Source organism: Paenibacillus sp. Mc5Re-14 (genome assembly GCF_001049835.1).
GTDB lineage: Bacteria > Bacillota > Bacilli > Paenibacillales > Paenibacillaceae > Paenibacillus > Paenibacillus polymyxa_C.
On the sequence record NZ_CVPD01000001.1, the window covers coordinates 4,922,432 to 4,947,626 of the forward strand.

At 45.5% G+C, this 25,195-nt stretch carries 27 protein-coding genes and 1 other annotated feature; of the genes, 24 read left to right on the plus strand and 3 right to left on the minus strand.

The annotated features are described in order from the left end of the window. Positions 1 to 196: 196 nt before the first annotated feature. Positions 197 to 1,789, minus strand: coding sequence for a phosphoglycerate dehydrogenase (gene serA / locus BN1546_RS22375; protein ID WP_090738853.1), 1,593 nt, complete (start codon positions 1,787 to 1,789; stop codon positions 197 to 199). Positions 1,790 to 2,050: 261 nt separating this feature from the next. Further along, positions 2,051 to 2,301: a binding site (T-box leader), on the minus strand. Between the two features lie 186 nt (positions 2,302 to 2,487). Here serA and BN1546_RS22380 point away from each other — a divergent pair. Then, positions 2,488 to 3,075 (plus strand): CPBP family intramembrane glutamic endopeptidase, encoded by a 588-nt coding sequence (locus BN1546_RS22380; RefSeq protein ID WP_058711105.1) that lies wholly within the window; start codon positions 2,488 to 2,490, stop codon positions 3,073 to 3,075. Next, positions 3,072 to 3,413 carry a hypothetical protein gene (locus BN1546_RS22385; protein ID WP_090738854.1) on the plus strand — a complete coding sequence of 114 codons (342 nt, stop codon included), beginning with the start codon at positions 3,072 to 3,074 and terminating at the stop codon, positions 3,411 to 3,413. Before BN1546_RS22380 ends, BN1546_RS22385 begins: the two co-directional genes overlap by 4 nt. A 159-nt stretch (positions 3,414 to 3,572) precedes the next feature. Here the strand turns inward: BN1546_RS22385 and BN1546_RS22390 are convergent, their stop codons facing one another. Beyond that, on the minus strand, positions 3,573 to 4,499 hold the full coding sequence (locus tag BN1546_RS22390; protein ID WP_090738855.1) for a polysaccharide deacetylase family protein: 927 nt from the start codon (positions 4,497 to 4,499) through the stop codon (positions 3,573 to 3,575). A gap of 93 nt (positions 4,500 to 4,592) precedes the next feature. On the opposite strand from BN1546_RS22390, the gene BN1546_RS22395 reads away from it, so the two are divergent. The 19 genes from BN1546_RS22395 to BN1546_RS22485 all read left to right on the plus strand — a co-directional run bounded on the left by BN1546_RS22395 (position 4,593) and on the right by BN1546_RS22485 (position 22,920). After that, positions 4,593 to 4,970 carry a hypothetical protein gene (locus tag BN1546_RS22395; RefSeq protein ID WP_058711102.1) on the plus strand — a complete coding sequence of 126 codons (378 nt, stop codon included), beginning with the start codon at positions 4,593 to 4,595 and terminating at the stop codon, positions 4,968 to 4,970. Positions 4,971 to 5,166: 196 nt separating this feature from the next. Then, positions 5,167 to 5,781, plus strand: a complete 615-nt coding sequence (locus BN1546_RS22400) for a genetic competence negative regulator (RefSeq protein WP_013371706.1) — start codon at positions 5,167 to 5,169, stop codon at positions 5,779 to 5,781. Between the two features lie 84 nt (positions 5,782 to 5,865). Then, positions 5,866 to 6,561 (plus strand): glutamic-type intramembrane protease PrsW, encoded by a 696-nt coding sequence (gene prsW, locus BN1546_RS22405; protein WP_013371705.1) that lies wholly within the window; start codon positions 5,866 to 5,868, stop codon positions 6,559 to 6,561. A gap of 263 nt (positions 6,562 to 6,824) precedes the next feature. After that, a complete protein-coding gene (ypeB, locus tag BN1546_RS22410) occupies positions 6,825 to 8,210 on the plus strand; it encodes a germination protein YpeB (RefSeq protein WP_013371703.1) in 1,386 nt (461 codons plus the stop codon). Between the two features lie 165 nt (positions 8,211 to 8,375). After that, positions 8,376 to 9,035 carry a flagellar brake protein gene (locus BN1546_RS22415; protein ID WP_090738856.1) on the plus strand — a complete coding sequence of 220 codons (660 nt, stop codon included), beginning with the start codon at positions 8,376 to 8,378 and terminating at the stop codon, positions 9,033 to 9,035. A gap of 129 nt (positions 9,036 to 9,164) precedes the next feature. Beyond that, positions 9,165 to 9,872, plus strand: coding sequence for a (d)CMP kinase (cmk, locus tag BN1546_RS22420; protein ID WP_040103475.1), 708 nt, complete (start codon positions 9,165 to 9,167; stop codon positions 9,870 to 9,872). Further along, positions 9,869 to 10,462, plus strand: a complete 594-nt coding sequence (locus BN1546_RS22425; RefSeq protein WP_064962972.1) for a lysophospholipid acyltransferase family protein — start codon at positions 9,869 to 9,871, stop codon at positions 10,460 to 10,462. The genes cmk and BN1546_RS22425 overlap by 4 nt, the downstream gene beginning before the upstream one ends. A gap of 119 nt (positions 10,463 to 10,581) precedes the next feature. Then, the gene (gene rpsA / locus BN1546_RS22430; protein WP_013371699.1) at positions 10,582 to 11,808 is read left to right on the plus strand and encodes a 30S ribosomal protein S1; all 1,227 of its coding nucleotides are present in this window, start codon (positions 10,582 to 10,584) and stop codon (positions 11,806 to 11,808) included. Positions 11,809 to 11,955: 147 nt separating this feature from the next. Further along, positions 11,956 to 13,278 (plus strand): ribosome biogenesis GTPase Der, encoded by a 1,323-nt coding sequence (gene der / locus BN1546_RS22435; RefSeq protein ID WP_013371698.1) that lies wholly within the window; start codon positions 11,956 to 11,958, stop codon positions 13,276 to 13,278. Between the two features lie 11 nt (positions 13,279 to 13,289). Then, positions 13,290 to 13,898: a glycerol-3-phosphate 1-O-acyltransferase PlsY gene (gene plsY / locus BN1546_RS22440; protein WP_013371697.1), complete on the plus strand. Its 609-nt coding sequence runs from the start codon at positions 13,290 to 13,292 to the stop codon at positions 13,896 to 13,898. Further along, complete coding sequence (locus BN1546_RS22445) at positions 13,891 to 14,931, plus strand: NAD(P)H-dependent glycerol-3-phosphate dehydrogenase (RefSeq protein ID WP_013371696.1); 1,041 nt, start codon at positions 13,891 to 13,893, stop codon at positions 14,929 to 14,931. The genes plsY and BN1546_RS22445 overlap by 8 nt, the downstream gene beginning before the upstream one ends. A 166-nt stretch (positions 14,932 to 15,097) precedes the next feature. Beyond that, on the plus strand, positions 15,098 to 15,373 hold the full coding sequence (locus BN1546_RS22450) for a stage VI sporulation protein F (RefSeq protein WP_013371695.1): 276 nt from the start codon (positions 15,098 to 15,100) through the stop codon (positions 15,371 to 15,373). Positions 15,374 to 15,550: 177 nt separating this feature from the next. After that, positions 15,551 to 16,201, plus strand: coding sequence for a hypothetical protein (locus BN1546_RS22455; RefSeq protein ID WP_090739183.1), 651 nt, complete (start codon positions 15,551 to 15,553; stop codon positions 16,199 to 16,201). A gap of 42 nt (positions 16,202 to 16,243) precedes the next feature. Then, positions 16,244 to 16,594 carry a 2Fe-2S iron-sulfur cluster-binding protein gene (locus BN1546_RS22460; RefSeq protein ID WP_013371691.1) on the plus strand — a complete coding sequence of 117 codons (351 nt, stop codon included), beginning with the start codon at positions 16,244 to 16,246 and terminating at the stop codon, positions 16,592 to 16,594. 423 nt (positions 16,595 to 17,017) lie between these two features. Further along, complete coding sequence (gene spoIVA / locus BN1546_RS22465; protein WP_013371689.1) at positions 17,018 to 18,496, plus strand: stage IV sporulation protein A; 1,479 nt, start codon at positions 17,018 to 17,020, stop codon at positions 18,494 to 18,496. Between the two features lie 215 nt (positions 18,497 to 18,711). Further along, complete coding sequence (locus tag BN1546_RS22470; protein ID WP_025675650.1) at positions 18,712 to 19,827, plus strand: sugar ABC transporter substrate-binding protein; 1,116 nt, start codon at positions 18,712 to 18,714, stop codon at positions 19,825 to 19,827. Positions 19,828 to 19,898: 71 nt separating this feature from the next. Continuing rightward, positions 19,899 to 21,416, plus strand: coding sequence for a sugar ABC transporter ATP-binding protein (locus BN1546_RS22475; protein WP_090738857.1), 1,518 nt, complete (start codon positions 19,899 to 19,901; stop codon positions 21,414 to 21,416). Further along, the gene (locus BN1546_RS22480) at positions 21,413 to 22,399 is read left to right on the plus strand and encodes an ABC transporter permease (protein ID WP_090738858.1); all 987 of its coding nucleotides are present in this window, start codon (positions 21,413 to 21,415) and stop codon (positions 22,397 to 22,399) included. Before BN1546_RS22475 ends, BN1546_RS22480 begins: the two co-directional genes overlap by 4 nt. A 248-nt stretch (positions 22,400 to 22,647) precedes the next feature. Continuing rightward, entirely contained in the window at positions 22,648 to 22,920 is a 273-nt protein-coding gene (locus tag BN1546_RS22485; protein WP_014599981.1) for an HU family DNA-binding protein, read from the plus strand. A 71-nt stretch (positions 22,921 to 22,991) separates the two neighbouring features. On the opposite strand, the gene BN1546_RS22490 is transcribed toward BN1546_RS22485, so the two are convergent. Then, complete coding sequence (locus BN1546_RS22490; protein ID WP_049825395.1) at positions 22,992 to 23,252, minus strand: hypothetical protein; 261 nt, start codon at positions 23,250 to 23,252, stop codon at positions 22,992 to 22,994. Between the two features lie 69 nt (positions 23,253 to 23,321). Between BN1546_RS22490 and mtrB the strand changes: the two genes are divergently transcribed. The 3 genes from mtrB (at position 23,322) to BN1546_RS22505 (ending at position 25,188) form a co-directional block, all read left to right on the plus strand. Continuing rightward, the gene (gene mtrB, locus BN1546_RS22495) at positions 23,322 to 23,552 is read left to right on the plus strand and encodes a trp RNA-binding attenuation protein MtrB (RefSeq protein ID WP_013371682.1); all 231 of its coding nucleotides are present in this window, start codon (positions 23,322 to 23,324) and stop codon (positions 23,550 to 23,552) included. Positions 23,553 to 23,650: 98 nt separating this feature from the next. Further along, complete coding sequence (locus BN1546_RS22500) at positions 23,651 to 24,202, plus strand: hypothetical protein (RefSeq protein WP_090738859.1); 552 nt, start codon at positions 23,651 to 23,653, stop codon at positions 24,200 to 24,202. Positions 24,203 to 24,318: 116 nt separating this feature from the next. Beyond that, positions 24,319 to 25,188 (plus strand): heptaprenyl diphosphate synthase component 1, encoded by an 870-nt coding sequence (locus tag BN1546_RS22505; protein WP_013371680.1) that lies wholly within the window; start codon positions 24,319 to 24,321, stop codon positions 25,186 to 25,188. Positions 25,189 to 25,195: the final 7 nt, after the last annotated feature.

The window sequence follows — 25,195 nt, forward strand, 5'->3', positions numbered from 1 at the left end:
CATATGTCCCAGTTTGCAGGCATCCTCGGAAGAGGGTGCTTTTTGTTGAAAAATCAACATTTATCTTGTTCAACGTGGAACATTCAGTTTCAAGATGGATGCTTCTATGTTAGATAAGGGTATAAGAAAAGGCGCCTCGGTAGCCGGGCGCCTCTCTTTATAAATAAAACCAAGGAAGTTTTCACACTGACTGGAACTAATCCAGCACTACTTCTTGGGCAGTATTCAGTTCTGGCAAGCCTACGAGTTGAATCAGTACGTCTTTAGGCACAGCTTTGTCAACGGTCAGGATCATGATAGCTTCACCGCCTACAATTTTACGACCTACTTGCATAGAAGCGATGTTGACGCTGTTCTCCCCAAGCAAGGTGCCGACACGGCCGATAATGCCGGGTTTATCATTGTGTGAGATGAGCAGGAAATGAGCCTCCGGTGCCACATCTACCGGGAACTGGTTCAACCGAACAATACGTTCACCATAGCCTGCGAGCAGGGTGCCGGAAACACGTTGTTCTTCGCCGCTTTGCGTTTTGAGTGTAACGGTGATCAGGTTGGTAAAGCCCTTGGTGGCAGGCGCCTGAGAGACGATGAGATGAACGTCACGAGTTTTGGCAAGATGCACAGAGTTTACGATGTTCACATCGCTGCCCAGATGACGGCTAAGTACGCCTTTCAAAATATAACGTGTGAGCGGCTGTGTATCCACAGAAGACAAATCGCCAGCGTAATCCACCTGGATTTCACGTACAGCCTGGTTGGTGATCTGAGCGGCAAAGCTGCCCAGCTTCTCTCCGAGTGAGAAATATGGCTGCAATTGCGTCATGACATTGGATGGTACTGGAGGCATGTTGACCGCATTTTTAAACGGCTCATCCCGTAAAATATGCAGCACCTGCTCAGACACGTCGATCGCCACGTTCTCCTGAGCTTCGACAGTCGATGCACCCAGATGTGGTGTAACGATAATTTTTGGATGGCTCAGGAACGGATGATCCTGTGCTGGTGGTTCCGACTCGAATACGTCAAAGGCTGCACCGGCAACGATACCTTCATCAATGGCTTCAACAAGTGCCATTTCATCGATAACTCCGCCTCGGGCACAGTTGATGATGCGCATTCCTTTTTTCATCACTTCAAACTGCGGACGTGCGATCATATGCTTGGTTTCTGGTGTTAATGGCGTGTGTACGGTCATGAAATCTGCGTTGCGGATAATTTCGTCCACGCTGGCCAGCTTGATGCCCAGCTTCTCAGCGCGTTCTTCAGTCAGAAACGGATCATAACCGAGGATGCTCATGCCAAATGCTTTGGCGCGTTTAGCTACCTCACTGCCGATACGTCCCATGCCGAGGACTCCAAGTGTTTTGTTACGCAGTTCGACACCGAGGAATGTTTTACGATCCCATGTACCACCGATGGTTTTAGCGTAAGCCTGTGGAATATGGCGAGCCAGTGCCATCATCATGGCAAAAGTGTGCTCACATGTCGTAATGGTATTGCCGTCAGGAGCATTAATAACGATAATCCCGCGTTGTGTTGCTGCTTCAAGGTCGATGTTGTCCACTCCGACCCCGGCACGTCCGATAACCTTGAGGTTTTTACCTGCCGCCATGATGCGTTCGGTTACCCGGGTTTGGCTTCGGACGAGTAATGCGTCATAGTCACCAATAATTTGAACCAATTCATCCTCGCTGAGACCTGTGTTCTTGTCCACCGTGACATCGTCTGCATCCATCAGCTGCTGAATGCCCAGGTCACTGATTGGATCGGATACTAACACTTTAAACATTTGGTTTCCTCCTCAAAGTTAACTTCTTTTATGGACAGGATGTACTTCAAACTGAAATACATTCCATAAAGAACATGAAAAAACTTGAAATGCTTCTAAAAAGTACAGGAGAGCGGTCGAAACACTAGTGTGATAACGCATTGACGCAGAAAAGGAATAAAATAGTATTTTGCAACAAACTGACAACCAAAGGCCTTATGCGGAGTCGCTTTATGGTTTTCGGGCATCAAAAAAACTCCCGAATCACATACTATCTCCATAGTAAGGGACGAGAGTTATCGTGGTACCACCCTAATTCGCAGCCATTTCGCAATGGACTGCCTTCAGCGGTCATATAATGACCGAAAGGATAACGGTTTTCTGCCGATTGCATCTAATGTCGGAAAATGATTCCCTAGACCTCGATGCAATAACTCAGGAGTGCTGAAAGTAGTTACTTCGCCACCGGCTTCCACCCAAGCACCGGTTCTCTGAGGACGAAATCAATACCTTTTCTCCATCATTGTTGTTGTCGCTAATAATTTTTTCATAATGTATCATGGCTTACATGGGCATGTCAATAGGACATGCGACATGTGTGGATAGACGACTAGATACATAGCTACAGAATGCGGAAAAATTAAGATTTAAGTCTTCTTGAATCCGCCCGACTTTTTGGCTATGATGCTAAAGAAGACTAAGCAGAGGACTAACTAACTATGAAAAAGCTTAAAGTGAAATGGAAAAGAGCGCAAATTCATCAATTGAATGACCGCTTGCTGCTTTACAATTTGTATCTAACTCAGGGTCTAACCCTGCTGATTGGCGCAATCTGGATTATATTTCAGAAAAGAAATGTGTTTGAACTGTTTGCATTGCCCAACACTGTACACGTCTTATGGTGGGGATTGGGGCTGGCGGCCGCTATGCTATTAGTGGATCTGCTGCTATCTCGGATCATGCCTGAGGATGCCATGGATGACGGTGGTATTAATCAAATGCTGTTTCAAAAGCGACCGGTTTGGCATATTATTTGTATAGCTGCTATCGTTTCCATCTGTGAGGAACTTTTGTTTAGAGGTGCAATTCAATACAGCTTTGGTCCTTATTGGACAAGCATTTTGTTTGCGGTTATTCATATCCGATATTTACGGCATTGGATTCCCACGGGCTGGGTTTTCCTTAGCAGTTATGGATTGGGATATATATATGTGCAGACAGGCAGCCTGTGGGCACCAATCATTTGTCATTTTGTGATTGACCTTATATCTGGCTTAGCGTTACGTTTTCGGAGGTATGAAGAATGAATCAGGAACTTAGCAGAGTGCAGACCTATGGTAGCCGCCGAAATGGTCGCAAAGCCAAGGAGGAGGACAGGTCAAAGCCCAAACCGGTTCGCTCCCGTGCTTCACGGCCCATGCCAGAATTGGCTGACGTTGCCGCTGCACCAGAAGTTGCTGTGACAATGGAGGAAGACATTCCTGCCAGTGAGTACCGAACACGGACAGAAATGTTTCCGTCCCGCCGTATTCGGGTAAGTAAGTGGTTTTTAAATTTTTTGAGCACTCTTTTTGTGCTTATTACAGCAGCGTTACTATGGTGGGGAATTAAGGGTGCACCACCCATTAGTGAAATGCTGTGGTGATATAAAGGCATTGTGACAGCGTGCGTCTAGTACGTGCGTGCAACGTTACGCTAAAAAGGCCTCGATCTCCCACAAGTTATGTGGAGATGGAGGCCTTTTTACATTATTTATTTTTGCATTATCTACATTTGACCATACGAGCATATGCACAAGTGACTATTAACTGGCAGGAATCTCAATGCTTTGTGGATCGACAAATTGATAACCCTTCTGCTCAAGGCGCGTCAATAGACTGTCCAGTGCCTCCGCTGTCCATGGCAGTTCATGCATCAAAATATTGCTGCCTGGATGAAGTTGTTCTGTTACGTTTTTGAGAAGTGTCTCCGTTTTATGAGGTTGATTTTTTTTCATCGTCCAGTCCAGAGAACCAACGGACCATGTCATATACAAGAGCCCATTTTCCTTCGCCACCTTGCGACCTACGTCTCCACCAGCACCATGAGGCGGACGAAAGAATACGGGTGCTTGGCCTGTAGTATCTTTAACGATTTTTTGTACCGTTTCAATCTGTTTTTTGACCTCAGCCTCAGACTTGTTCTTGAGAACGATGTGGTCCCAGCTATGGTTGCCAATGGGCTGTCCACGATCATGGATAAGCTTGAGCAAATCAGGATGTTCTTTTACACGATAACCGTTTACGAAGAAAATTGCCTTTGCCTTGTGCTTATCCAATGTATCTATGATTTTGTTAATCATGACGGCTTCCTTCGGACCATCATCAAAAGTCAGCAACACCACTTTTTTTTCGGCACCTTGTTGGTTAGGAATTACATTATAAGCTTTGTCCAAGTGATACATTTTGTTAGTGGTAACCGCAGTTGTCGAAACTGTAGTTCCGTTGCTCCCAACGGCGGTTTTGTCATTTTGTGTATTTGTTGTACTCACTGATTTTTGCTCATCACTGTCTGCTTGCTTACTGCTTCCTTTTGGGGAAGATATACTGCTCTGATCATTGGCACTGTTACTTGAATCAGAAGTTACTGAATCCTGATGGTTATTGGAATCCGCAGATTCCGGCTTCGTCGCAGTGCAAGCACTAAGCAGCAGACATGCTGTTAGCAAAATGACTGCTGTGTTTGTACCCATTAATTCATCTCACCTTCCTATATTTATACCGTATGAGTTTGTCTCTGCTGACGAACACTATGCTTGATTCTACCACAAAGGGAGGTTCTAATTGTGAAAACATCTTCATTTTTCCTGGGAATCGTCTTGGGGGCTGTCGCAAGCTCTCTGATCTCTCGTAACCGCAATGGTTTGGGCTTATCCATGGACATGGGCGGAAAAAAAGGCGGAAATTTGGTGCAGAAAGCTCGTACAAAAATGATGGACGCCGCTTTTCCAGGCATGGGTGATATTGCGCTGAATACACAAGACACCCACAAGGATCATGATCATCGTTCACAAGCAGATAAAACCGTGCATAACGCCCAAACTGCCAAGAGCAAGGAAGAGAATATGAAGTTGATTAAAGAGTTTATTAGCACAAGTCCCGATGTTAAGCGTGAGGTCGAGCAAATACTGAAAGAAACTCATACAGCCGTACCGGGATTGTAACCCGAAACCTCTATTCCGAATCATTTTGCGGCTTTTTTGTTAAAGCCGTTCAAATGATTCTTTTTTTTATCATTTTTATTCGTGCATTTACGATTATAAAATGATAACATGATTACATAGAACCATTTTCATCACAGGCATCATATTTGAATCATAATCTGCTAATAACACTCGGCTGCCAGGAGGAGGGTCCAGTATGAAAATAGAAAGATTAAGTCAGGACAAGATACGGATTTTCCTTACCTTTGACGATTTGAGCGAACGGGGTATCCAAAAGGATGATATGTGGCAAGAAATTCCAAGGGTTCATGAGCTGTTTACTGAAATGATGGATCAGGCATACAGCGAACTGGGCTTCGATGCCACGGGACCGTTAGCTGTTGAAGTCTTTGCGCTTCCTGCTCAGGGAATGGTTGTTATCGTCACTCGGGGAAAATACGATCACCAGCAGTACGGTTCGGGTCCCGATGAGGAGCTTCCAGAGGAAGTCTACGAAATGGAAGTCACAATGGAGCACAGTGATTCCATCGTTTACGCGTTTAGCGATTTCGAAGTACTCATAGAAGCGGCTCATATGCTCCGCAGCAACACTACGGAAGCAGGTAAGCTGTATCATTATAGAGGAAAATGGATTTTGCATTTGGAGCCAGAAGAAGTAGAAGAGTCCAAGCTTGCAGCCTTAATCGCGATTTTGGCTGAATTTGGAGAAGGTTCATCCGTAACACCAGCTATGCTGGAAGAGTATGGAAAGTTGGTCATTCCTGAACAGGCAGTTGCTGTCATCTGCACCCATTTTGACAGCCGTTCTTGATTTGGTTTAGAAAGTGATAATGAAGTTAATTTGTCGGCTCTGCGCTGAAAGCAGGGCCGACTCATTTTTATGGAGGGATGATCGGTGCTTCTGTTTTCTGTTTTAGCGGCAGCTACAGCGCCGGGTCTCGCCTTATTGATGTACTTTTACTTAAAGGATCGCTATGATTCGGAGCCCCTGCACATGGTTATTAAAGTATTTTTGCTCGGTTTTTTAGTGGTGCTTCCGGTCATGATTTTTCAACGTGGGCTGCTGATTTGGCTAGGAGATGACACTTTAATTCAGGTGTTCGGTATTTCCGCTGGGGTGGAAGAGTTTTTTAAATGGTTCCTGCTGTATCACATCATCTATAACCATACGGAGTTCGACGAGCCTTATGATGGGATATTGTATGCAGCTGCAGTCTCACTCGGGTTTGCCACGGTTGAAAATCTGCTATATGCCTGGGCGGGGCATGCTTCGATCAGCATGATGTTAATGAGATCATTGCTACCGGTATCCGGTCATGCGATGTTTGGCGTTATGATGGGCTACTATATGGGGAAAGCCAAGTTTTCGGTAGACCTGAAGAGTAAATATATGCTGCTTCTGTCATTAGTGCTTCCATGGTTTTGGCACGGAGTATATGATTTAATTTTAACGAAATTTTCACACGACTGGATCTGGTTTATCATTCCACTGATGGCATTTCTATGGTATGGAGGGATGGCAAAAATCAGTCGAGCGAATAATCGTTCTCCTTTTCGAATGTTAAAACGGGAAGAAAAGGTTAATATGTAACGAAATGGGACACACTGATCTGACAAACCTGTTAGAGAAAGAGGTGTCTTTTTTGCGTATAAAAGTAAGAATTCATTGTAAAAGATGCGGAGAACGCTTTGTGCTGAGAGGGCGAATGGAGCAAGGGCAGATTCAGACCGGCTTTAAACGCTGTATTTGCGATAACTGTGAGTTTATTGTTGAAGTCATGGAAAACCATGCATAAGAGAGCTTTCTTCTTGTCACACTATCGGTAGTGTATTTGAAGAAAGGAGACTCCCAATATGTATAAGCGACTTAGTGCCGTATTGTTCCCGGTGGTTACCCTGATTATGATAGGAGCATTTGTGTGGGGTTATCAGCAAAGCCAGATGAGAAGAGAGGTGTCTTCTCAGGCAAATAGAATGTCGATTAAAGCGGAAAATCAATACCAGCGTGCATTTCACGATCTGTCGTTTCATATGGATCAGCTGCATTCCCAACTCGGTAACGCGGTTGCTGTCCATACTACTTCACACGCGATGCACCGCAAATGCTTGATGAACGTGTGGAGAATTGCAAGTGAAGCCCAAAATGAGGTTAATCAGTTGCCTCTCAATGTAATGCCTTTTAATCATGCTAAAGATTTGCTGTCCCATCTATCTGCATTTTCGTATCAGACCGCTGTTCGTGATCTGGATCACGAGCCTTTAAACGAGAAAGAAATTTCGAATCTGAAAACGTTGTATAACAATTCCAAGGAAATTTCGAAAAACATGCATGAGGTGCAGCAAAAGGTCATTAGCAAAAACTTGCGTTGGATGGATGTGGATATGGCGGCAGGTTCTCAAACTGGACCGAAAGACAACACCATTATTGATGGCTTCAAAACCGTGGACAAAAAAGTAGAGAACTACAAAGAACTGGATTGGGGACCGTCTGTTGCGAGCATCTATGATAAGCGCTCAGTGAAAAAGTTGAGTCTCCCGGCGGTGGATGCTGGACAAATTAAGCGGAATGCCGCTGACTTTACAGGAAAACCAGAAAGTCAGATTCGTGTGAACGAAAATGGTAAAGGAACAGAGTGGGCGTCTTTTACGGCTACGTTGCTAAATAAGCAGCAGCCTGTGGCCACAATGGATTTTACGAAAAAGGGTGGCAAGCTCATTTCTTATCATGATATGAGATCAGTAGGTCCTAAAAAAGCAACTCGTAATGAAGCGGTTCGCTATGCAAGTGAGTATCTTGAACAAAAGGGCTACAAAGGAATGAAGCCCGTAGCATATGATGAAAGCGGGAATTTAGCTAACATTACATTTGCGAGCCAACAAGGGGATGTGATTATCTATCCAGAAAAAATCACAGTCAGATCAGGCTTAGATAACGGACAAGTGATTGGTTTTCAATGCAGCGATTATGTATATGAGCACAGTCACCTCCGTCGTATTCCTCAGGCAAAACTGAATTTAAATGAAGCGCGAGCGAAGTTGAATCCTGAGTTTCGCGAAACTTACCACCGCAAAGCACTAATTGAAAATGAACTGTCGAATGAAGTTCTGTGCTATGAATTTGGCGGTAAAATTAACGGTTCCATTTATCGAATTTACATTAACGCGAACACGGGAATGGAAGAAACGATTGAACAAGTAAAAGATTCAGATGAAGCACAAGTTACGGCAAGTAATGCCTAGTTGATTACACTGAAATGAATCTATAGTCACTCTAAGCCTCCTTTATTAAGGAGGTTTTTTGTGCTTTAGTCATAGTTCTAGCAAATATAATGCTTAATATAGGCACAAAGTCGTGGTATTATATACCTTAATTATAGTTTTGAATGGACAAGGATGGTGAATCGTTTGTTTCCAAAAATTAATGATGTGTTATACATACAAGTTGCCGGTACCGATCAGAAGGAGGAATCTTTTGAATATAAATCGCGTATTGCGGAAGAGGACTCACAGAACTTTCTAATTGAAATTCCCATGTCACAAACAAGCGGACACTTGAAAAAGCTGTTTCTTGGGGAAGAACTGTCTATATTTTTTATGAGTGAGGGTGGAATTAAAAACTATTTTAATACCCACGTTACGGGCTTTAAAGATGACGTCCTCCGGATGGTTCGCATTCACAAGCCTGCTCCGGACAGCATCAGCAAAATTCAGCGTCGAAACTTTCTTAGGGTAAAGGCCAACTTGGAAATTGCGGTTAAGCATGGTGCAAACGAATCTAGATTTTTAGCAAAGACGCATGATGTGGGAGGTGGAGGCGTATCTTTTCAGACTCAGGGCTCACATCATCTTGAAGAAGGAGAATCATTGTCTTGCTGGGTTTTGGTTCCATATAAGAACGGCACTCAAGAGCATGTTCCGTTCCAATCTGAAATTGTACGCATTCAGCAGATGGAAAATGGCCGCGAACTCATTATGCTGAAATATGAGAAAATCGCTGATCAGGAGCGCCAAAAACTGATTAAATATTGTTTTGAAAGACAGTTGGAGTTCCGGGGGAAATCGTAATCATGCGAAGCTTTTCTTTTTTAGTAAACCTGTCGCTTATTTTGCATCGCCTATAAATGTGTGGTATAATTTTCACGTCGCAGGCAATGCCTGCTTTTTTCTTGAGGTTAGGTTAGGAGGAATTCCCTGTTGGCAAGGCAACATGCATCTTCAATTAACAAAATAAATGTAGCCATTGATGGACCTGCTGGCGCAGGGAAAAGTACAGTGGCCCGCCTGGTGGCGAAAGCACTTTCCTATGTATATGTAGATACCGGAGCCATGTATCGAGCAGCAACGTGGTACATGATGTGCAAAGAAATTCCTGCAGAAAATGTACAAAAAGTGCTTCAACATGTACCTGAGCTGGTGATTGAATTAGTACCGGACCCTACAGGCCAAAAGGTTTATTGTAACGGGGAAGATGTAACCACTGTGATTCGTTCGATGGAAGTGACTAGCAATGTGTCACAGTATTCAAGTATTGCTGGTTTACGTACACGCTTGACCGAAAACCAGCGTGAAATGGCTGCGCGTAAGGGTGTCGTTATGGACGGACGCGATATTGGAACAACTGTGCTTCCCGATGCGGAAGTTAAAGTGTTCATGACCGCAAGTGTTCAGGAACGTGCCTCACGTCGTTTTAAAGAACTGAGCGAAACTGATGATATCACTCTGGAACAGCTTGAACGTGACATTGCGGCACGTGATAAGTTTGATGAGGAGAGGGAGGTATCCCCGCTTCGTTGCAGTGAGGACGCCATCGTGCTTGATACGACCCATATGGGCATTCAGGATGTCGTTGATACGATCGTATCTTATTGCTTAACGGAGAAGGATGGAGAGATCAGCCAATGATATATACTGTATGCGCCAGTATTTTGCGTCTCATTTACCGCGTTCTGTTTAGGCTTGAGGCGGTAGGCAGGGAAAATGTTCCTGCTGAGGGTGGAGTGCTGTTGTGTTCTAATCATATTAGTAATCTTGACCCTCCTACAGTTGGCATTTTGCTGAAGCGAAAGGTTCACTTTATGGCCAAAGCAGAGCTGTTTAATGTTCCTGTGCTGGGACCACTGATCGACAAACTGGGAGCTTTTCCAGTCAAACGTGGTGGTGTGAGTAAGGAATCCATTAAGCTGGCATTGAACATTTTGCGTGACGGTAAGGTTATGGGGATTTTTCCCGAAGGCTCCAGAGGAGCTGGAGGAATTGGTAAAAAGGGTGCTGCCAGTTTTGCACTGCGTAGTGGAGCGGCTGCCGTTCCGGTCGCCATTATTGGTGATTACAAGCTTTTCCGTAAAACGAAAGTGATATACGGTAAACCTGTTAATTTGGACGCTTACCAAAAGGGTGCCGATGTCGAAGGAGATCCTCTTGAACTGGCAACAGAAGCAATTATGTCACGTATTCGCACAATGAAGGAAACTGGTGAGCCTACGAATGATTAAAAGGCTTGCATGAATTGTGTCTAAGCTTGGAAAACTAGAGCAAAAATGTATTTTGTTTTGAACTCTGCTATGCGCAGGTTTAAATAAATGGTTTTTTTTGAATTGAGGAGGGTATTGACATGTCGGAAGAAATTAAAAATCAAGAAGCTGCTGAAGCGGCAAATCAAGACGAGCTCGATCAAATCGTTTCCCTGAAAAAAGGTGACACCGTTAAGGGTACAATTGTGAAATTGGAAGATAACCAAGCGGTAGTAAGCATTGGATATAAATACGATGGAGTTATTCCAATTCGCGAATTGTCTTCTGGTCTGGATAATGCAGAAGAAGCAGTACAAGTAGGCCAAGAGGTTGAAGCTAGAATTATCAGCATCGACGACGGCAAGGAAAAACTTGTTCTGTCCAAACGTGCAATCGACAGTGAAAATGCTTGGGAAAAGTTGGAGCAACTGTTCGAAAGCAAAGAAGTATTTGAAGTTGTTGTGAATGATGTTGTTAAAGGCGGCATCGTAGTAGACGTGGGTCTGCGCGGATTCATCCCTGCATCCATGGTAGAACGCCATTTTGTTGAAGATTTCAGTGATTACAAAGGCCGCACATTGCGTGTTGTTGTAAAAGAACTGGATCGTGAAAACAACAAAGTGATCCTTTCCCAAAAAGACGTTCTGGAAGCAGAATTCGAAGCTAACAAGCTTAAAGTAATGGCTGAGCTGAAAGAAGGACAAGAAATTGTTGGTACGGTTCAACGTCTTACTCAGTTTGGTGCTTTCGTAGATGTTGGCGGAGTGGACGGTCTGGTTCACGTATCTGAAATTGCTTGGACTCATGTTGATAAGCCTTCTGACGCTGTTTCCGAAGGAGATCAAGTGAAAGTGAAAGTCTTGAAAGTAGATCCTGAAAAAGGAAAAATCAGCCTGAGCATGAAAGCTGCACAGCCTGGTCCTTGGGAATCAGCTGCTGGACAATTCAATAACAATGACATCGTAACTGGTGTTGTTAAACGTTTGGTTAACTTCGGTGCATTCGTTGAGATTGCTCCTGGTGTGGAAGGTTTGGTTCATATTTCTCAAATTTCCCACAAACACATTGGAACTCCACAAGAAGTTCTGGAAGAAGGACAAGAAGTTAAAGTTAAAATTCTTGAAATGAATCCTTCTGAAAAACGTGTTAGCCTGAGCATTAAAGAAACTGAGGAAGCTCCTGAAGCCGCTCCAAAAGCAGAAAGAGCACCACGTGCATCACGCGCGCCTCGTGAGGAACTGAATAATCCTAACGTTTCCCTCAACAATTCCGGACTGAGCATTACGCTTGGCGAGCGTTTTGGCGATAAGCTGAACAAATTTAAATGAGTTTAAATCAATACATTTTATTATAAGCATAACGTACACCATCGGCGGACCCAGAGGGTTCGCCGATTGTTGTTACGTCACTATATCGCCAATAGGTATGTTTTTTGCTATGATGATAGCGGAAGAATTGACAGGAGGAGTGAATTTATGGCAAGACCCGTTGTGGCTATCGTTGGTCGTCCGAATGTGGGTAAGTCCACGATTTTTAATCGGATTATCGGGGATCGTTTGTCCATCGTGGAAGATAAACCGGGAATCACTCGTGACCGTATTTACGGTATATCGGAGTGGAATGGTAAATCCTTCAGTATTATTGACACCGGCGGCATTGAGATTGATGGTGAGGATGTTATCTTGAAGTCCATCCGTATGCAGGCCGAACTTGCAATAGAAGAAGCAGATGTTATTGTGTTCATGAGCGATGCAAAAGCAGGAATAACGCAAGCGGATGAAGAGGTAGCTCAAATGCTGTATCGTTCGGGTAAACCGATCATCGTAGCAGTAAACAAGGTGGACAACCTCAGTCGCGCCGATCTGATCTATGAGTTTTATTCTTATGGATTTGGTGATCCAATTGCTGTTTCTGGTAGTCATGGCACAGGGATCGGTGATTTGTTGGATGCAATTACGTCCAATTTACCTGAGCTAGAAGAAGATCATTATGACGAAGACGTTATACGTGTGGCTTTGATCGGACGTCCGAATGTAGGTAAATCTTCACTCGTTAATGCCATTTTAGGAGAAGAACGGGTTATTGTCAGTGACATTGCAGGTACAACACGTGATGCAATTGACACGCCTTTTGAAAAAGACGGACAAAAGTATGTACTGATTGATACGGCAGGTATGCGCAAACGTGGTAAAGTATACGAAACGACAGAAAAATATAGTGTAATGCGTGCGATGCGTGCCATTGAGCGTGCAGATGTTGTACTGGTCGTTATTAACGGCGAGGAAGGCATCATTGAGCAGGATAAACACATTGCTGGCTATGCTTATGAAGCGGGTAAAGCCTCGTTGTTTGTCGTTAATAAATGGGATGTCGTAGATAAAGACGATAAAACGATGCACCAGTTTGAGACGAAAATCCGTGACCACTTTCTGTTCATGACCTATGCTCCGATTGTGTTCTTATCTGCAAAGACAAAGCAACGTCTGCAAAAGTTGCTTCCAGTTGTGCAGCATGTGGCACAGCAGCATGTCATGCGTATTCAGACACATCTGCTGAATGATGTCATTTCCGACGCGGTTGCCATCAATCCACCACCAACAGATAAGGGCCGTCGTCTGCGTATTAACTATGTGACTCAGGTTGCTGTTAAACCGCCTACGATGGTTGTATTCGTAAATGATCCAGAGATAATGCACTTCTCTTACGAGCGTTATCTGGAGAACAAAATTCGCGCCGCCTTTAATTTTGAAGGAACTCCAATTCGTATATTTACCCGGCGCAAGTCTGACGAAAGTTAGGAGCGAATAGGTTGATTTTACAGATCGTTGCCATCGTACTCAGTTACTTGCTTGGCTCTGTCAGCTTTAGTTTGCTGTATGGAAAATTAAAAGGAATCGACATTCGCCAGCATGGAAGCGGCAATGCCGGTGCGACGAATACGCTGCGCGTGCTTGGAAAAGGCCCAGCTATTCTGGTACTGCTGCTGGACGTACTTAAAGGGGTTATTGCGGTGCTGATAGGGCACTGGTTGGGTGGTGAATCATCCTGGTTACCGGGTTTGTGTGGCATTGCGGCGATTGCGGGCCATAACTGGCCGGTATATTTTCACTTTCGCGGAGGCAAAGGGATTGCGACTGCCATTGGTGTATTGGCATCGCTTGCCTTGCTGCCGGCATTATATGCCGGAATCATTGCGATACTTGCCATCGTAATAACGCGTTATGTATCCCTGGGATCGCTAATTTTTGTTATTTTGACCCCTTGGATATTACTCGTACTTGGTTATGCTTGGCCGTTATTTTGGACAGCTCTAATCATTTGCCTGTTCGCTGTGTGGAGACACCGTACTAATATAGTCAAGTTGGCACGGGGAAATGAGAATAAGCTTGGCTCCAAAGGAGGAGATCGTCTTGTCTGAGAAAATAGCTGTGCTGGTAGCAGGTAGTTGGGGAACAGCCCTAGCTTCCGTACTTGCGACCAATAACAACGATGTCTCTGTCTGGACGAGAAGCGAACAGCAAGCTGCTGAGATCAATGAGAAGCATACGAACGAGCATTATTTACCAGGCTCTATTTTGTCTGATCGCATTTCAGCTACAACGGATATGCAGACTGCGGTATCTGGAGCAAAAGCGGTGATCATCGTATCTCCTTCGTCTGCCGCTCGGCAGGTTGCACGTAGTTTGAAGGCTCATTTCACCAAGGATATGCTGGTAGTACATGCCATTAAGGGCTTTGAAACAGAGACACTCAAGCGTATGTCCACGGTGATCTCGGAAGAGCTGGAAATCGCGGAGGACGATATTGCCGTGCTATCAGGCCCGAGTCATGCGGAGGAAGTGGTGAAGAAATGTCCTACAACGGTTGTTGTAGCTTCTTCCAATGAGAAGGCAGCACAGGCTGCTCAGGGGCTGTTCATGAACTCCTATTTCCGCGTCTATACAAACCGGGATTTGCTCGGTGTCGAACTGTCCGGTGCTTTAAAAAACATTATCGCACTGGGTGCGGGAATGTCGGATGGACTTGGCTTCGGTGATAATGCTAAAGCGGCTTTGTTGACCCGTGGATTGGCTGAGATTACCCGTGCCGGAGTTGAGATGGGGGCTAATCCATTAACCTTTGCCGGACTTGCGGGTATAGGTGATTTAGTTGTGACGGCAACGAGTCGTCACAGCCGCAACTGGCGTGCAGGGTCATTATTGGGACAGGGCCAACAGCTTGATGCCGTACTGGAATCTATGGGTATGGTCGTAGAGGGAATTCGTACGACAAAAGCAGCATACGCTATCTCACAAAAATTAGGCGTTCAAATGCCTATTACAGAAGTGCTGTATGGAGTGTTGTTTGAAGGACGTGACGTTCGCAAAGCTGTTGAGGCATTAATGGGTCGGGATCCGAAAACCGAGATGGAAGTCATGCCGCTTCAAACTTGGGAGCAATGGCATTCATAAGAGTACAGAGGAGCTTCTAAAGTATAAAGGTTGTCTCATGAGTAGATTTTTCTACGATGAGATAGCCTTTTTTAGTTAGGCGTTTGGCATGTCTTTTGTATGCTTAATCACCTTTTGTCTCCGTCACTCATAGACTGAGTTGAGCAATGGCGGAGGAGGGGAGATTGTGAGTAAAAACTTTCCGAAAGATGCATTGAAGGCCATTAACAAAAAAGGCGGCAAAAACATATCCGAAAATGCAGTGAAAAAGCTGGCAGGCACGGTAAAGCCGGACACGCTTCAAAGTGAAACACAGTTGCGTCAGCTTATAAAACAGGTGTCTGCGATGGCTAACATTCCGGTATCGGAAGATACAGTCAGGGATATTGTCGGAGCCGTCAAAAAGAGTGGAATGAATCCTTCCAATATGGAAGCGTTAATGAAAATGATGATGAAAAAATAAAACACTGGCCGCACGATGGTTCGTTTTTTTTACCGTGAACCGGGAAGGTTCGCGGTTTTTTTGTATTTTGAGGCAGGAAAGTGCTATTCCAGTACACAAAATGTCGAACTGCCATGTCGAACATGTTATAATGATGCCCATCAGGAAACGGGAGGAAAGACAGCAAAGGAGGAAACGATTTTGAAGGAGGCAATATCATCAGTGTTAGTGGACAGGCTTCCTCATGATCTGGCAGTTGCGCTGGGTAGCTTGACTGAGAGCTGGTCAGCGGTGTCGGTTCCATGGATGCTGGGGGGGAGCTGTGCACTACTTGTGCAAGAAGTTGAATTGGATCGTCTGCCTCGGGACATTGATATTTATGCGGATATTCATGCAGCAAAGCTGTTACACGCGCACTCGCCGGGTGTGAGTATAGACCAACAGCAGGTTGATCGTAGCGGATCTTACGTTTCGTTGCTAAGCCACTATGAGCTGAAGGGATTTCCAGTCGATTTGGTGGGAGGATTTGAGGTTTTATGTGATGGAGCTTTATACCGCTTAGAGGTCGAGCGCCTACTCTGGTCGGCTGGGATACAGCTTGATCTGGAAAATACCTCATTGCGTTTGATGCCTCTCAGCCACGAGTTGCTATTCAATCTGTTGCGAAATCGCCCCGACCGCTATCAAGCGATTGCAAATGTCATGAAGCGAGACCCGCAACGACACATAGGGATACTAAAACAGCTATTGGTCAGTAACATTTGGAATAAGGAGCAGTTGGGCAAGCTTGGAGAGCTTCTCCCTTGGCCAGAACTTCACTCCTTCATCCGAATGAGTAATGAAATATAAGTTGCGTACGTATTGAGAGGAAAGGTGAATGGAGGACCGTTCATGAATGTGCAGATTACGTTCAAGCCGTCAGGCAGGTGCGTACAGGTTAGTCGGGGTACGTCATTGCTCCAGGCTGCCCGTAAAGCAGGTGTGTATATTCCCACACGTTGTGATGGAAAAGCAGCCTGTCTGATGTGTAAGGTAGAGATAGCACCGGAACGGGCTGAGCTTGCAGGTCGCCCTAATGATGCAGAGCAGCGTAAGCTGGGACCTTTACTGAATGAAGGAATACGTTTATCCTGTCAGGCCCGTGCTCAGGGTGATATGGAGGTAACCATACCGGAGGATAGGCTCAAGGCAGCTATTAGACGGCAACTGGAGCGTCAGGGGCTGGATGACGAACTGTGGTAATATCGATTATATCAGTAGAACAAAAAACAAAGGATATTTCTCGACGGCTAGAAACGGTCAGAGAAATATCCTTTTTTTATTTAAGTCTAGCAACAAAGTCATGGGGAAATCTTGCTGTGCATATATTAAGTGAGTGGACCCAAACGTAAAATATCTTTCTGCATTGATCACTGTAACGTAATCTATTTTTAAAAAAACTAAACATATTTTACGGAGGGGATACATATGATGGTATCAGTCCAAATGCATGTACGAGTTTACGCCGTTTCGCCGATTCCATCAGTCTCCTGAATCTCGGCGGCGGACGACTTCCGGGCATTTTAAAGGCTGTTCTGCCGCATCTGGGATCAAGCAGTTGGTTGAACACGAAGCGGATGCTCTTTAAGCATTTTTCCTTCGGAGACTTTTGAGGAGGGGATTTCATTGGAGAAAGTGGACATTTTTAAAGACATTGCCGAACGCACCGGAGGAGACATCTATCTTGGGGTCGTCGGCGCAGTCCGAACAGGAAAATCAACGTTTATCAAGCGGTTTATGGAAACGATTGTACTGCCCAACATTACGAGTGAGGCGGACCGTGCCCGCGCCGTAGACGAGTTGCCGCAAAGTGCGGCAGGGAAGACGATCATGACGACGGAACCTAAATTTGTACCGAATAATGCCGTCCAGATCAAAGTAACGGAAGGACTGGACGTGAATGTACGTCTGGTTGACTGTGTAGGATACGCAGTAGAAGGTGCAAAAGGCTACGAGGATGAAAATGGTCCAAGAATGATCTCTACACCATGGTTTGAAGAACCCATTCCTTTTCAGGAAGCGGCAGAAATTGGTACACGCAAGGTTATTCAAGAACATTCGACACTCGGTGTGGTCGTCACCACAGACGGCACCATTGCTGAAATCCCGCGTAGCTCTTATGTAGAGTCGGAGGAACGCGTCATTGAAGAGTTGAAGGAAGTTGGCAAGCCATTTGTTCTGGTTATCAACTCCACGCATCCACGCAGTGATGAAACACTTCAACTCCGCAGTGAACTGGCTGCCAAGTACGATATTCCAGTCATGACACTCAGCGCGGCAACCATGACGGAAGATGATGTTACGGGTGTACTTCGTGAAGTATTGTATGAATTCCCGGTGCATGAGGTGAATGTGAACCTGCCGAGCTGGGTTATGGTATTGAACGAAAATCACTGGCTGCGTAGCAACTATGAAAATTCCGTTCGTGATACGGTTAAAGATATTCGGCGCCTGCGTGATGTAGATCGGGTGGTTGGCCAGTTTATGGAGTATGAGTTCATCGACAGGGCCGGATTAAGCGGAATGAATATGGGGCAGGGCGTCGCGGAAATTGATTTGTATGCTCCTGATGAACTGTATGACCAGATTTTGGTTGAAGTCGTCGGGGTAGAGATTCGCGGCAAGGATCATTTGCTGCAGATGATGCAGGATTTTGCCCACGCTAAACGGGAATATGACCGTTTTGCCGAGGCTCTGGAAATGGTCAAGACAACAGGATATGGTATTGCTGCTCCGTCACTGGCTGAGATGGCACTGGACGAACCGCAGTTGATTCGACAGGGTACAAGATTTGGAGTGAGGCTTAAAGCGACAGCCCCTTCCATTCATATGATCCGTGTCGATGTGGAATCGGAATTTGCTCCGATTATCGGAACAGAGAAGCAGAGTGAGGAACTCGTGCGTTACCTGATGCAGGATTTTGAGAATGATCCAATCAAAATTTGGGAATCAGACATTTTCGGACGTTCGCTACATTCCATTGTGCGTGAAGGTATTCAAGGCAAGATTGCCATGATGCCAGACAATGCACGCTATAAGCTGCAGGAAACGCTGGGTCGCATTATCAATGAAGGTTCTGGTGGTCTTATTGCTATAATTCTTTAAGGCTAATCCATAACCAAAAATGTGTAAGTGAAATACCGTAGAGGGCTGCTGACTGCTCTTTGCGGTATTTTTTTATGGGATTTGTAGTTTTTTGCCATGAGAGATCGCGAATTTTTCTATATTTAATAAAACCTATTTACATACTTGGTTTAACGCGATATATTAAGTATCAAATTTGAAACATATTAGTGGATGGAACGAGGGGGAAACAGATCATGTATATCCAAAAAGGGCTCCAAAAAAACAAGAAGCTAGGGCTGGGAGCCATTATGCTACTGGTGCTGATTCTGCTGGTCACAGCATGTGGCGCGCCTAAAACAGAGAGCGGCGCTCAAGGGACAAGCACTGCAGGAACGAATACAGGGGACGGAAAAACAGATAGTTCGAATCTAAAGGGTAAACGGGTTGCTTTGATCATGGAGTTTAACACAGGTACGTTTTCGCAGCAGTATGTTCAAGGTGTGGAAGATGAGGTTAAGAAATTTGGCGGTACGCTGACCAAGTTTGTTGCAAATAACGATAAGGCAAAAATGGCTTCCTTGCTAGATAGTGCGATTAACCAGCAATTTGATGTCATTTTGACTGATCACGGTGACGCATTGCTGGAGCCAGGACTTAAAAAAGCAATTTCCCGCAATATTCCGGTTATCGTGTTCGATGCTGCGGTCAATGTTCCGGGCGCGGTAGTGCTTTCACAGGATGATCAAAGCATGGCGGAACTGACGCTGGAGCAAATGAAAAAGGACATCGGTGGCAAAGGAAATATTGTGAAGGTATGGGTTGCAGGGTTTGCGCCAATGGAGCGCCGTCAGGTTGCTTATGATGCATTTTTGAAATCCAATCCAGATATTAAAGAGATTGCAACTTTTGGTTCGGCTCAGAATCCTGCTTTGGATACGCAAGCCAAAATGGAAGCTGTTCTAAAGCAATATCCTAAGGGCGAAATTACGGCAGTTTGGGCGGCTTGGGATGAATTTGCCAAAGGTGCAGCTCGGGCGATACAACAAGCTGGGCGTACGGAAATTAAAGTTTACGGGATTGATATGAGTGATGAAGATTTGCAAATGATTCAGGACCCGAAAAACCCGTGGGTGGCTTCAGCAGCCGTAGATCCAACAGATATTGGACGTGTACAAGTGCGCTATGCATACCAAAAGTTGCATGGGGATAACCCTGAGGAGAAAGTTGTGCTGAAGGCAGTATATGTGCAGCGCGAAGAGTTGCCAGATAAGCAAATTTCCACATCCGAGTTGTCTCAATATGTGAAAGGATGGGGCAAGAGTGAGCAGGGTTACAAGGATTGGATGAAGGAATATGAAACGTCCAAATAAATTGATTCATAACGCAAATGCAATGGCGCGCTTCGGCGCGCTTTTATCATAAGCGGGAGTGAGGGGGCACCATGAGTTCACCAGTATATACATTGGAGATGAAGAACATCAGCAAGCGGTTTGCTGGTGTAGATGCGCTGCGAGCTGTGGATTTTACGGTTCAGGGTGGCGAAATTCACGCTCTGCTCGGTGCCAACGGGGCAGGGAAAAGCACATTAATGAAAATCTTGTCCGGTGCGTATCGTTACGATCAGGGAGCGATCGTTGTGGATGGCAAGGAACTGATTATTAGTTCACCGTGGGAAGCCAAAAGAGCCGGAATTCACTGTGTGTATCAAGAAGTCGATTCAGCACTTGTGCCTCAGTTAACCGTCGCTGAAAACATTGTAATGGATGATTTGTCTGCACTTGATGGTCGGTGGTGGGTTGCACCAGCGTCCATGCGCAGACGAGCACGTGAGGCATTAGCGCGTCTGGAGGTTGATATAGATGTACGACGATACGTGTCTGAATTGACGCTGGCAGAAAAGCAGCTTGTACTTATCGCACGGATTTTGACACAGCAAGCGAGTACTATCATTTTTGATGAGCCAACGGCACCGCTGAGCGAGGAAGAAACGCGACGTTTGTTCCGCACGATTCATACCCTCAAGGATGAGGGAGTAGCATGTATTCTTATCACCCACCGATTGCCGGAGGTCATCGAGCACAGTGACCGTGTTACGGTAATGCGTGATGGTGAGCGCGTGTTCTCGGGACCTGCTTCTGATTTAAATGTAGGCGACATTGTCACGTATATGCTTGGGAAAACATTTGATGAGGAATTTCCGAAAACAGAGGTGCCTATTGGTGAAACGGTATTGGAAGCAAGAGAGCTCCGAAAGGGATTGCGGGTTCACGGTGTTGATTTGCAGGTCAGACGCGGCGAAATTCTGTCTATTGTGGGTTTGGTCGGTGCGGGCAAGACGGAGCTGTCACGACTTCTTACAGGGGCAGACAAGCCAGATGTGGGAGAACTGACCTTCAAGGGTCGCTGCATTCGTTTGCGTGAGCCAGCGGACGCGGTAGCTCAAGGAATTGTGTCCATACCCGAGGAGCGGCGTAAGCAGGGGGTCTTGATTGAGGAAAGCGTGGAACGAAACCTTAGCCTTCCGCTCTTGGGCAAGCTGAGTGTTCTTGGTTTCATTAGTCGGCATAAAGAACGTAATAACGGTAATGAGGTTGCCGCCTCTCTTGGTATTAAGACGCCTTCACTGCGCCAGCATGTTAAGTATTTGAGCGGTGGGAATCAACAAAAGGTTGCGATAGGAAAATGGCTTCATTCTGGAGCGGATGTCTTTGTTTTTGACGAACCAACCAAGGGTGTAGATATAGGGGCAAAAAGCGATATTTTCCGTATCATTGGAGAATTGGCAGCACAAGGAAAAGCAATCATTTATCTAACCTGTGAATTTGCAGAAGGTATTGGCATTGGTGATCGGATAGCAGTCATGTATGACGGGAAAATAATAAGGGAATTTGCGCGAGGCGAAGTCGAACAGGAACAGCTTCTGTTGTACGCCAGCGGTGGTGAAGAGGTGCATTCATGAAGGAAAAATGGTTAAATGTCTCGTTTCGTTACGGTGCTGTAGTGGTCATTATAGGTGTGTTGGCGTTTTTCTCAGCCACCTTACCTTATTTTTGGACGTATGATAATTTAATGGATATTCTTGGCTCAATTGCGATTGTAACTTTTGTAGCCATTGGTGTGACATTGTCACTTATCGTGGACGGTTTTGACCTGTCGGTTGGTGCAACGGTATCTTTGACGACAGTCGTCTCAGCTTCGTTGATGGTCTGGTATGAACAGCCTGTTGCAGTGGTCATTATTGTGTCTCTGATTGTTGGAGTTTTGGTTGGACTATTAAATTCACTTTTGATTATTAAACTGCGTATCCCCGATTTGCTCGCAACTCTAGCCATTATGTATATTGTAAGCGGGGTTCATCAAACGTACGCGCAGGGCTATACCATCTACAATCATATGCAGTTTCCGGATGGCAGCAAGGCCCCAGGCGAGATATCTCCAGCATTTCTTTTACTAGGTCAAGGTAAATGGTTGGGTATCCCGATTTCGGTTATTTTACTGTTGCTAGCTGTGGCAGCGGTGCATGTTTTCTTGACCTATACGAAGCACGGGCGTCAAATGTATGTAACTGGCGGGAATGAGGAGGCTGCTCGTCTGTCGGGTATACGGGTAAAAAAAGTCCGTACACTGGCCTATATTGCTTCAGGCGTATTTGCAGCAATTGCTGGTATTTTGTATGCTTCGCGTGTAGGCTCGGGTCAAATTGACGCTGGCTCTCCCTTGCTCATGGAGGCGGTAGCTGCAGTATTCGTCGGCTTTTCAGTGTTTGGTGCGGGTAAACCCAATGTTATTGGTACATTTATTGGTGCGGTGTTGATCGGCGTATTGGTTAATGGGCTGACCATGATGAATGTGCAATATTTTGCCCATGACATTGTCAAAGGAGTAGTGCTGGTTCTTGCGCTGGCTGTTACTTTTTACGTGCTGAACCGTCGTCGTACTTGAAATTGTCTGTCGACTGTATTACTATAAACCTTGTTCCACGCAAGAAGGGTGCCATAAAACGCCAGTTTCGGCCTATATGGCGGTGGTTAGGTATATTATATGTATATTTAACGACGAAACGGAAACAGATGATAACATTATGGAAGGCAGTATGCCGCCCGGGTTATTTTATACAGGCGACTTCATTATCGGTGGAGAACACCGATAACCTTAATGCTGGACTACACTTGAATTGGGAGGTGAATATGTTGAATAAAACGGATTTGATCAATCAGGTTTCTGAGAGCACTGAATTGTCCAAAAAGGACGTAACCAAAGCAATCGATGCAGTATTTGAGGCGATCGCTGGTGCACTGCAAAACGGAGACAAGGTACAACTGGTAGGTTTCGGGAACTTTGAGGTTCGTGAACGTTCCGCACGTAAAGGACGTAACCCGCAAACAGGAGAAGAAATCGAAATCCCTGCGAGCAAAATTCCGGCATTCAAACCGGGTAAAGCGCTCAAAGACGGAATTAAATAAGATTTCTTACATATTCCCAATGCGCTGAAAGGACCGTGAATTTGATTCACGGCCCTTTCTTTTTGTCCTATTTACTTTGTGGTAGAGGTGCCATGGACTGAAGAAGAGGAAGTTGTCCTGCCGTTTCGGGAGGCATAAGCGATCAGCACCAGGGGTTCACCTGTCAGCTCGGCAAATTCATGTTCCAGCCGTTGAAGCTGCTCAATCTGAGCAGGACTGAGATTGGCGGGACGATAGTTTTCCATCAGATCCGTTCCTTTCGTTAATAGATGGGACTGCACAGATAGTATGGCACAGGAAGCACTAATTGTTGCAGGCAGCGTGGAAAGCATGTAGTTGACAAAACAATCTTAAATCTCCATCATAAAAATATAGTTTCGGCTCTCAGGGAGGAAAAGAACATGGAAGATAACGTGACGGGCAGCAGTGAGTACGTCGTAATAAAAGCAAAAAGCAACGGATGTCAGGTTTTTGGTCTGACCAGAGGTCAGGATACACGCCTGCATCATTCAGAAAAATTGGACAAGGGTGAGGTAATGATCGTCCAATTTACGGATCATACTTCTGCCATCAAAATCCGCGGCAAGGCCGTTGTGATGACCAAGCACGGGGTTGTAGATACAGAGGAGTAAAATGCAGGCATAGCCTGCTTTTTTTTGTTGTACAATGAGAGTGAGGACCTTTACCGTAGCAAACCCACATTATGGGGTAGGGGTCAGGGGAGGCTCTGATGAAACCTTGGACTGTACTCGGTGGTTCCATTCTCATAACCACCGCAGCAGCAATATTGCTGCCGTCCTTACAGATGCTGGACTCGGGTACCGCAGCAGTTCGTGAAACACAGGCGACAATTTCGCCCCAGCAACGAGTACTGCTGACGGATGACAATCTGGTAGATACACTGAATGAGCTTCCATTAACCACACCGATTGCAAGTGTAAGCTGGGAACATTCAGTCCTGACCCTGGATGTTAAGCTGTCCAAGGAAGAAACTACGCCACTGGAGATTTATCAAAACATGGCGGAGCTTGCCGCCTTTAGCTTCTACGGAACGACGAATGTACGGCAATTGCTGTTGCGGGTGGTGACAGAGGACGAATGGTCAGGAGAACGCCATTTGCTGCTAGCATCCGATATACGCCGGAACGAGTGGACGAACGAGGCACTGGAACAACTTAGAAATCGGGAAGGCGCTGAACTGCCAGAAGATTTGAAATATCGTTTCCGCATTACAGTAACGCCCATGTGGCAAAACAGGTTTAGCGGTGTATATACAAACTAGATGTTTCTACCGCTGGACCTACAGTACTTTAGTCGCGAATCATTTTAAATTGTGATATAATATAAGGCATTGCAATTATTTGAGTATACCAGAAAGTCATGGCTCGGAGGCTTAGGATGAAACCGTATCGCGTACCTCAATTAGCAAGGAAATATGTGGAATACGACATGATTCAACAACATACGGAAATGCCGGCTTTTCCTGACAGCCGTACCCGTTTGCTGTTTGAGTTTTTGAACCGGAATGCGCAAGGGCTGCATGCCAGTGAGGATGAACTGTACGCTTTGGTTACATCACTTGTGCAGATGGGACTGGATACGCATGATATGATTGATACTTTATCCGGTATACGAAGCCCGGAAGAGATGCGTTCCAGACAGCTGAAGGTGTTAGCCGGTGACTACTTCAGCAGCCGTTTTTATCAGCTACTTGCACTGGCAGGCCGAATCGAGGCCATTTCGAAGCTGAGTGATGCTGTATGTGAAGTGAACGCAGGGAAAATGAGCTTGTACTGGGAGATGAAGCATTTTCGTTTGGATGCTGCTCAGTATTTATCTCAGATGGTTTGCTTCAAACAGGAGCTTTTTTTATCATTGACTTCACTTATTGCAGAACAGGATCAGGAAGTCTGGAAGCAGCTTCTTAACGAATTCGCTCTCTGTGATACGCTGGTGGAGGAATGGGAGAAGCGGGCAGAACCAGACAAGTCCCGTTTCGGATATATGTTCTGGCATATTTACGGTAACGGAGACCAGCATGAGCAGGCGCTGCTTTCAGAGGGTGGTACTGAAACAGAAGTTTGGCGTAAGCTTGTGTTGAAATACAAAGCCGAGGATGCGATACTGGACAAGCTTCGCACGGCTGTTACACACATCCGGCAGACCCTGTCAGATGAACAAAACACGGGGATTGAGGAATTTGAATGCATGCTTGAGCCTTTCCTGAAGCTGCTACATAGTTCGCACCCGGTTGTGAGGGAAGGTTAGGTGAACG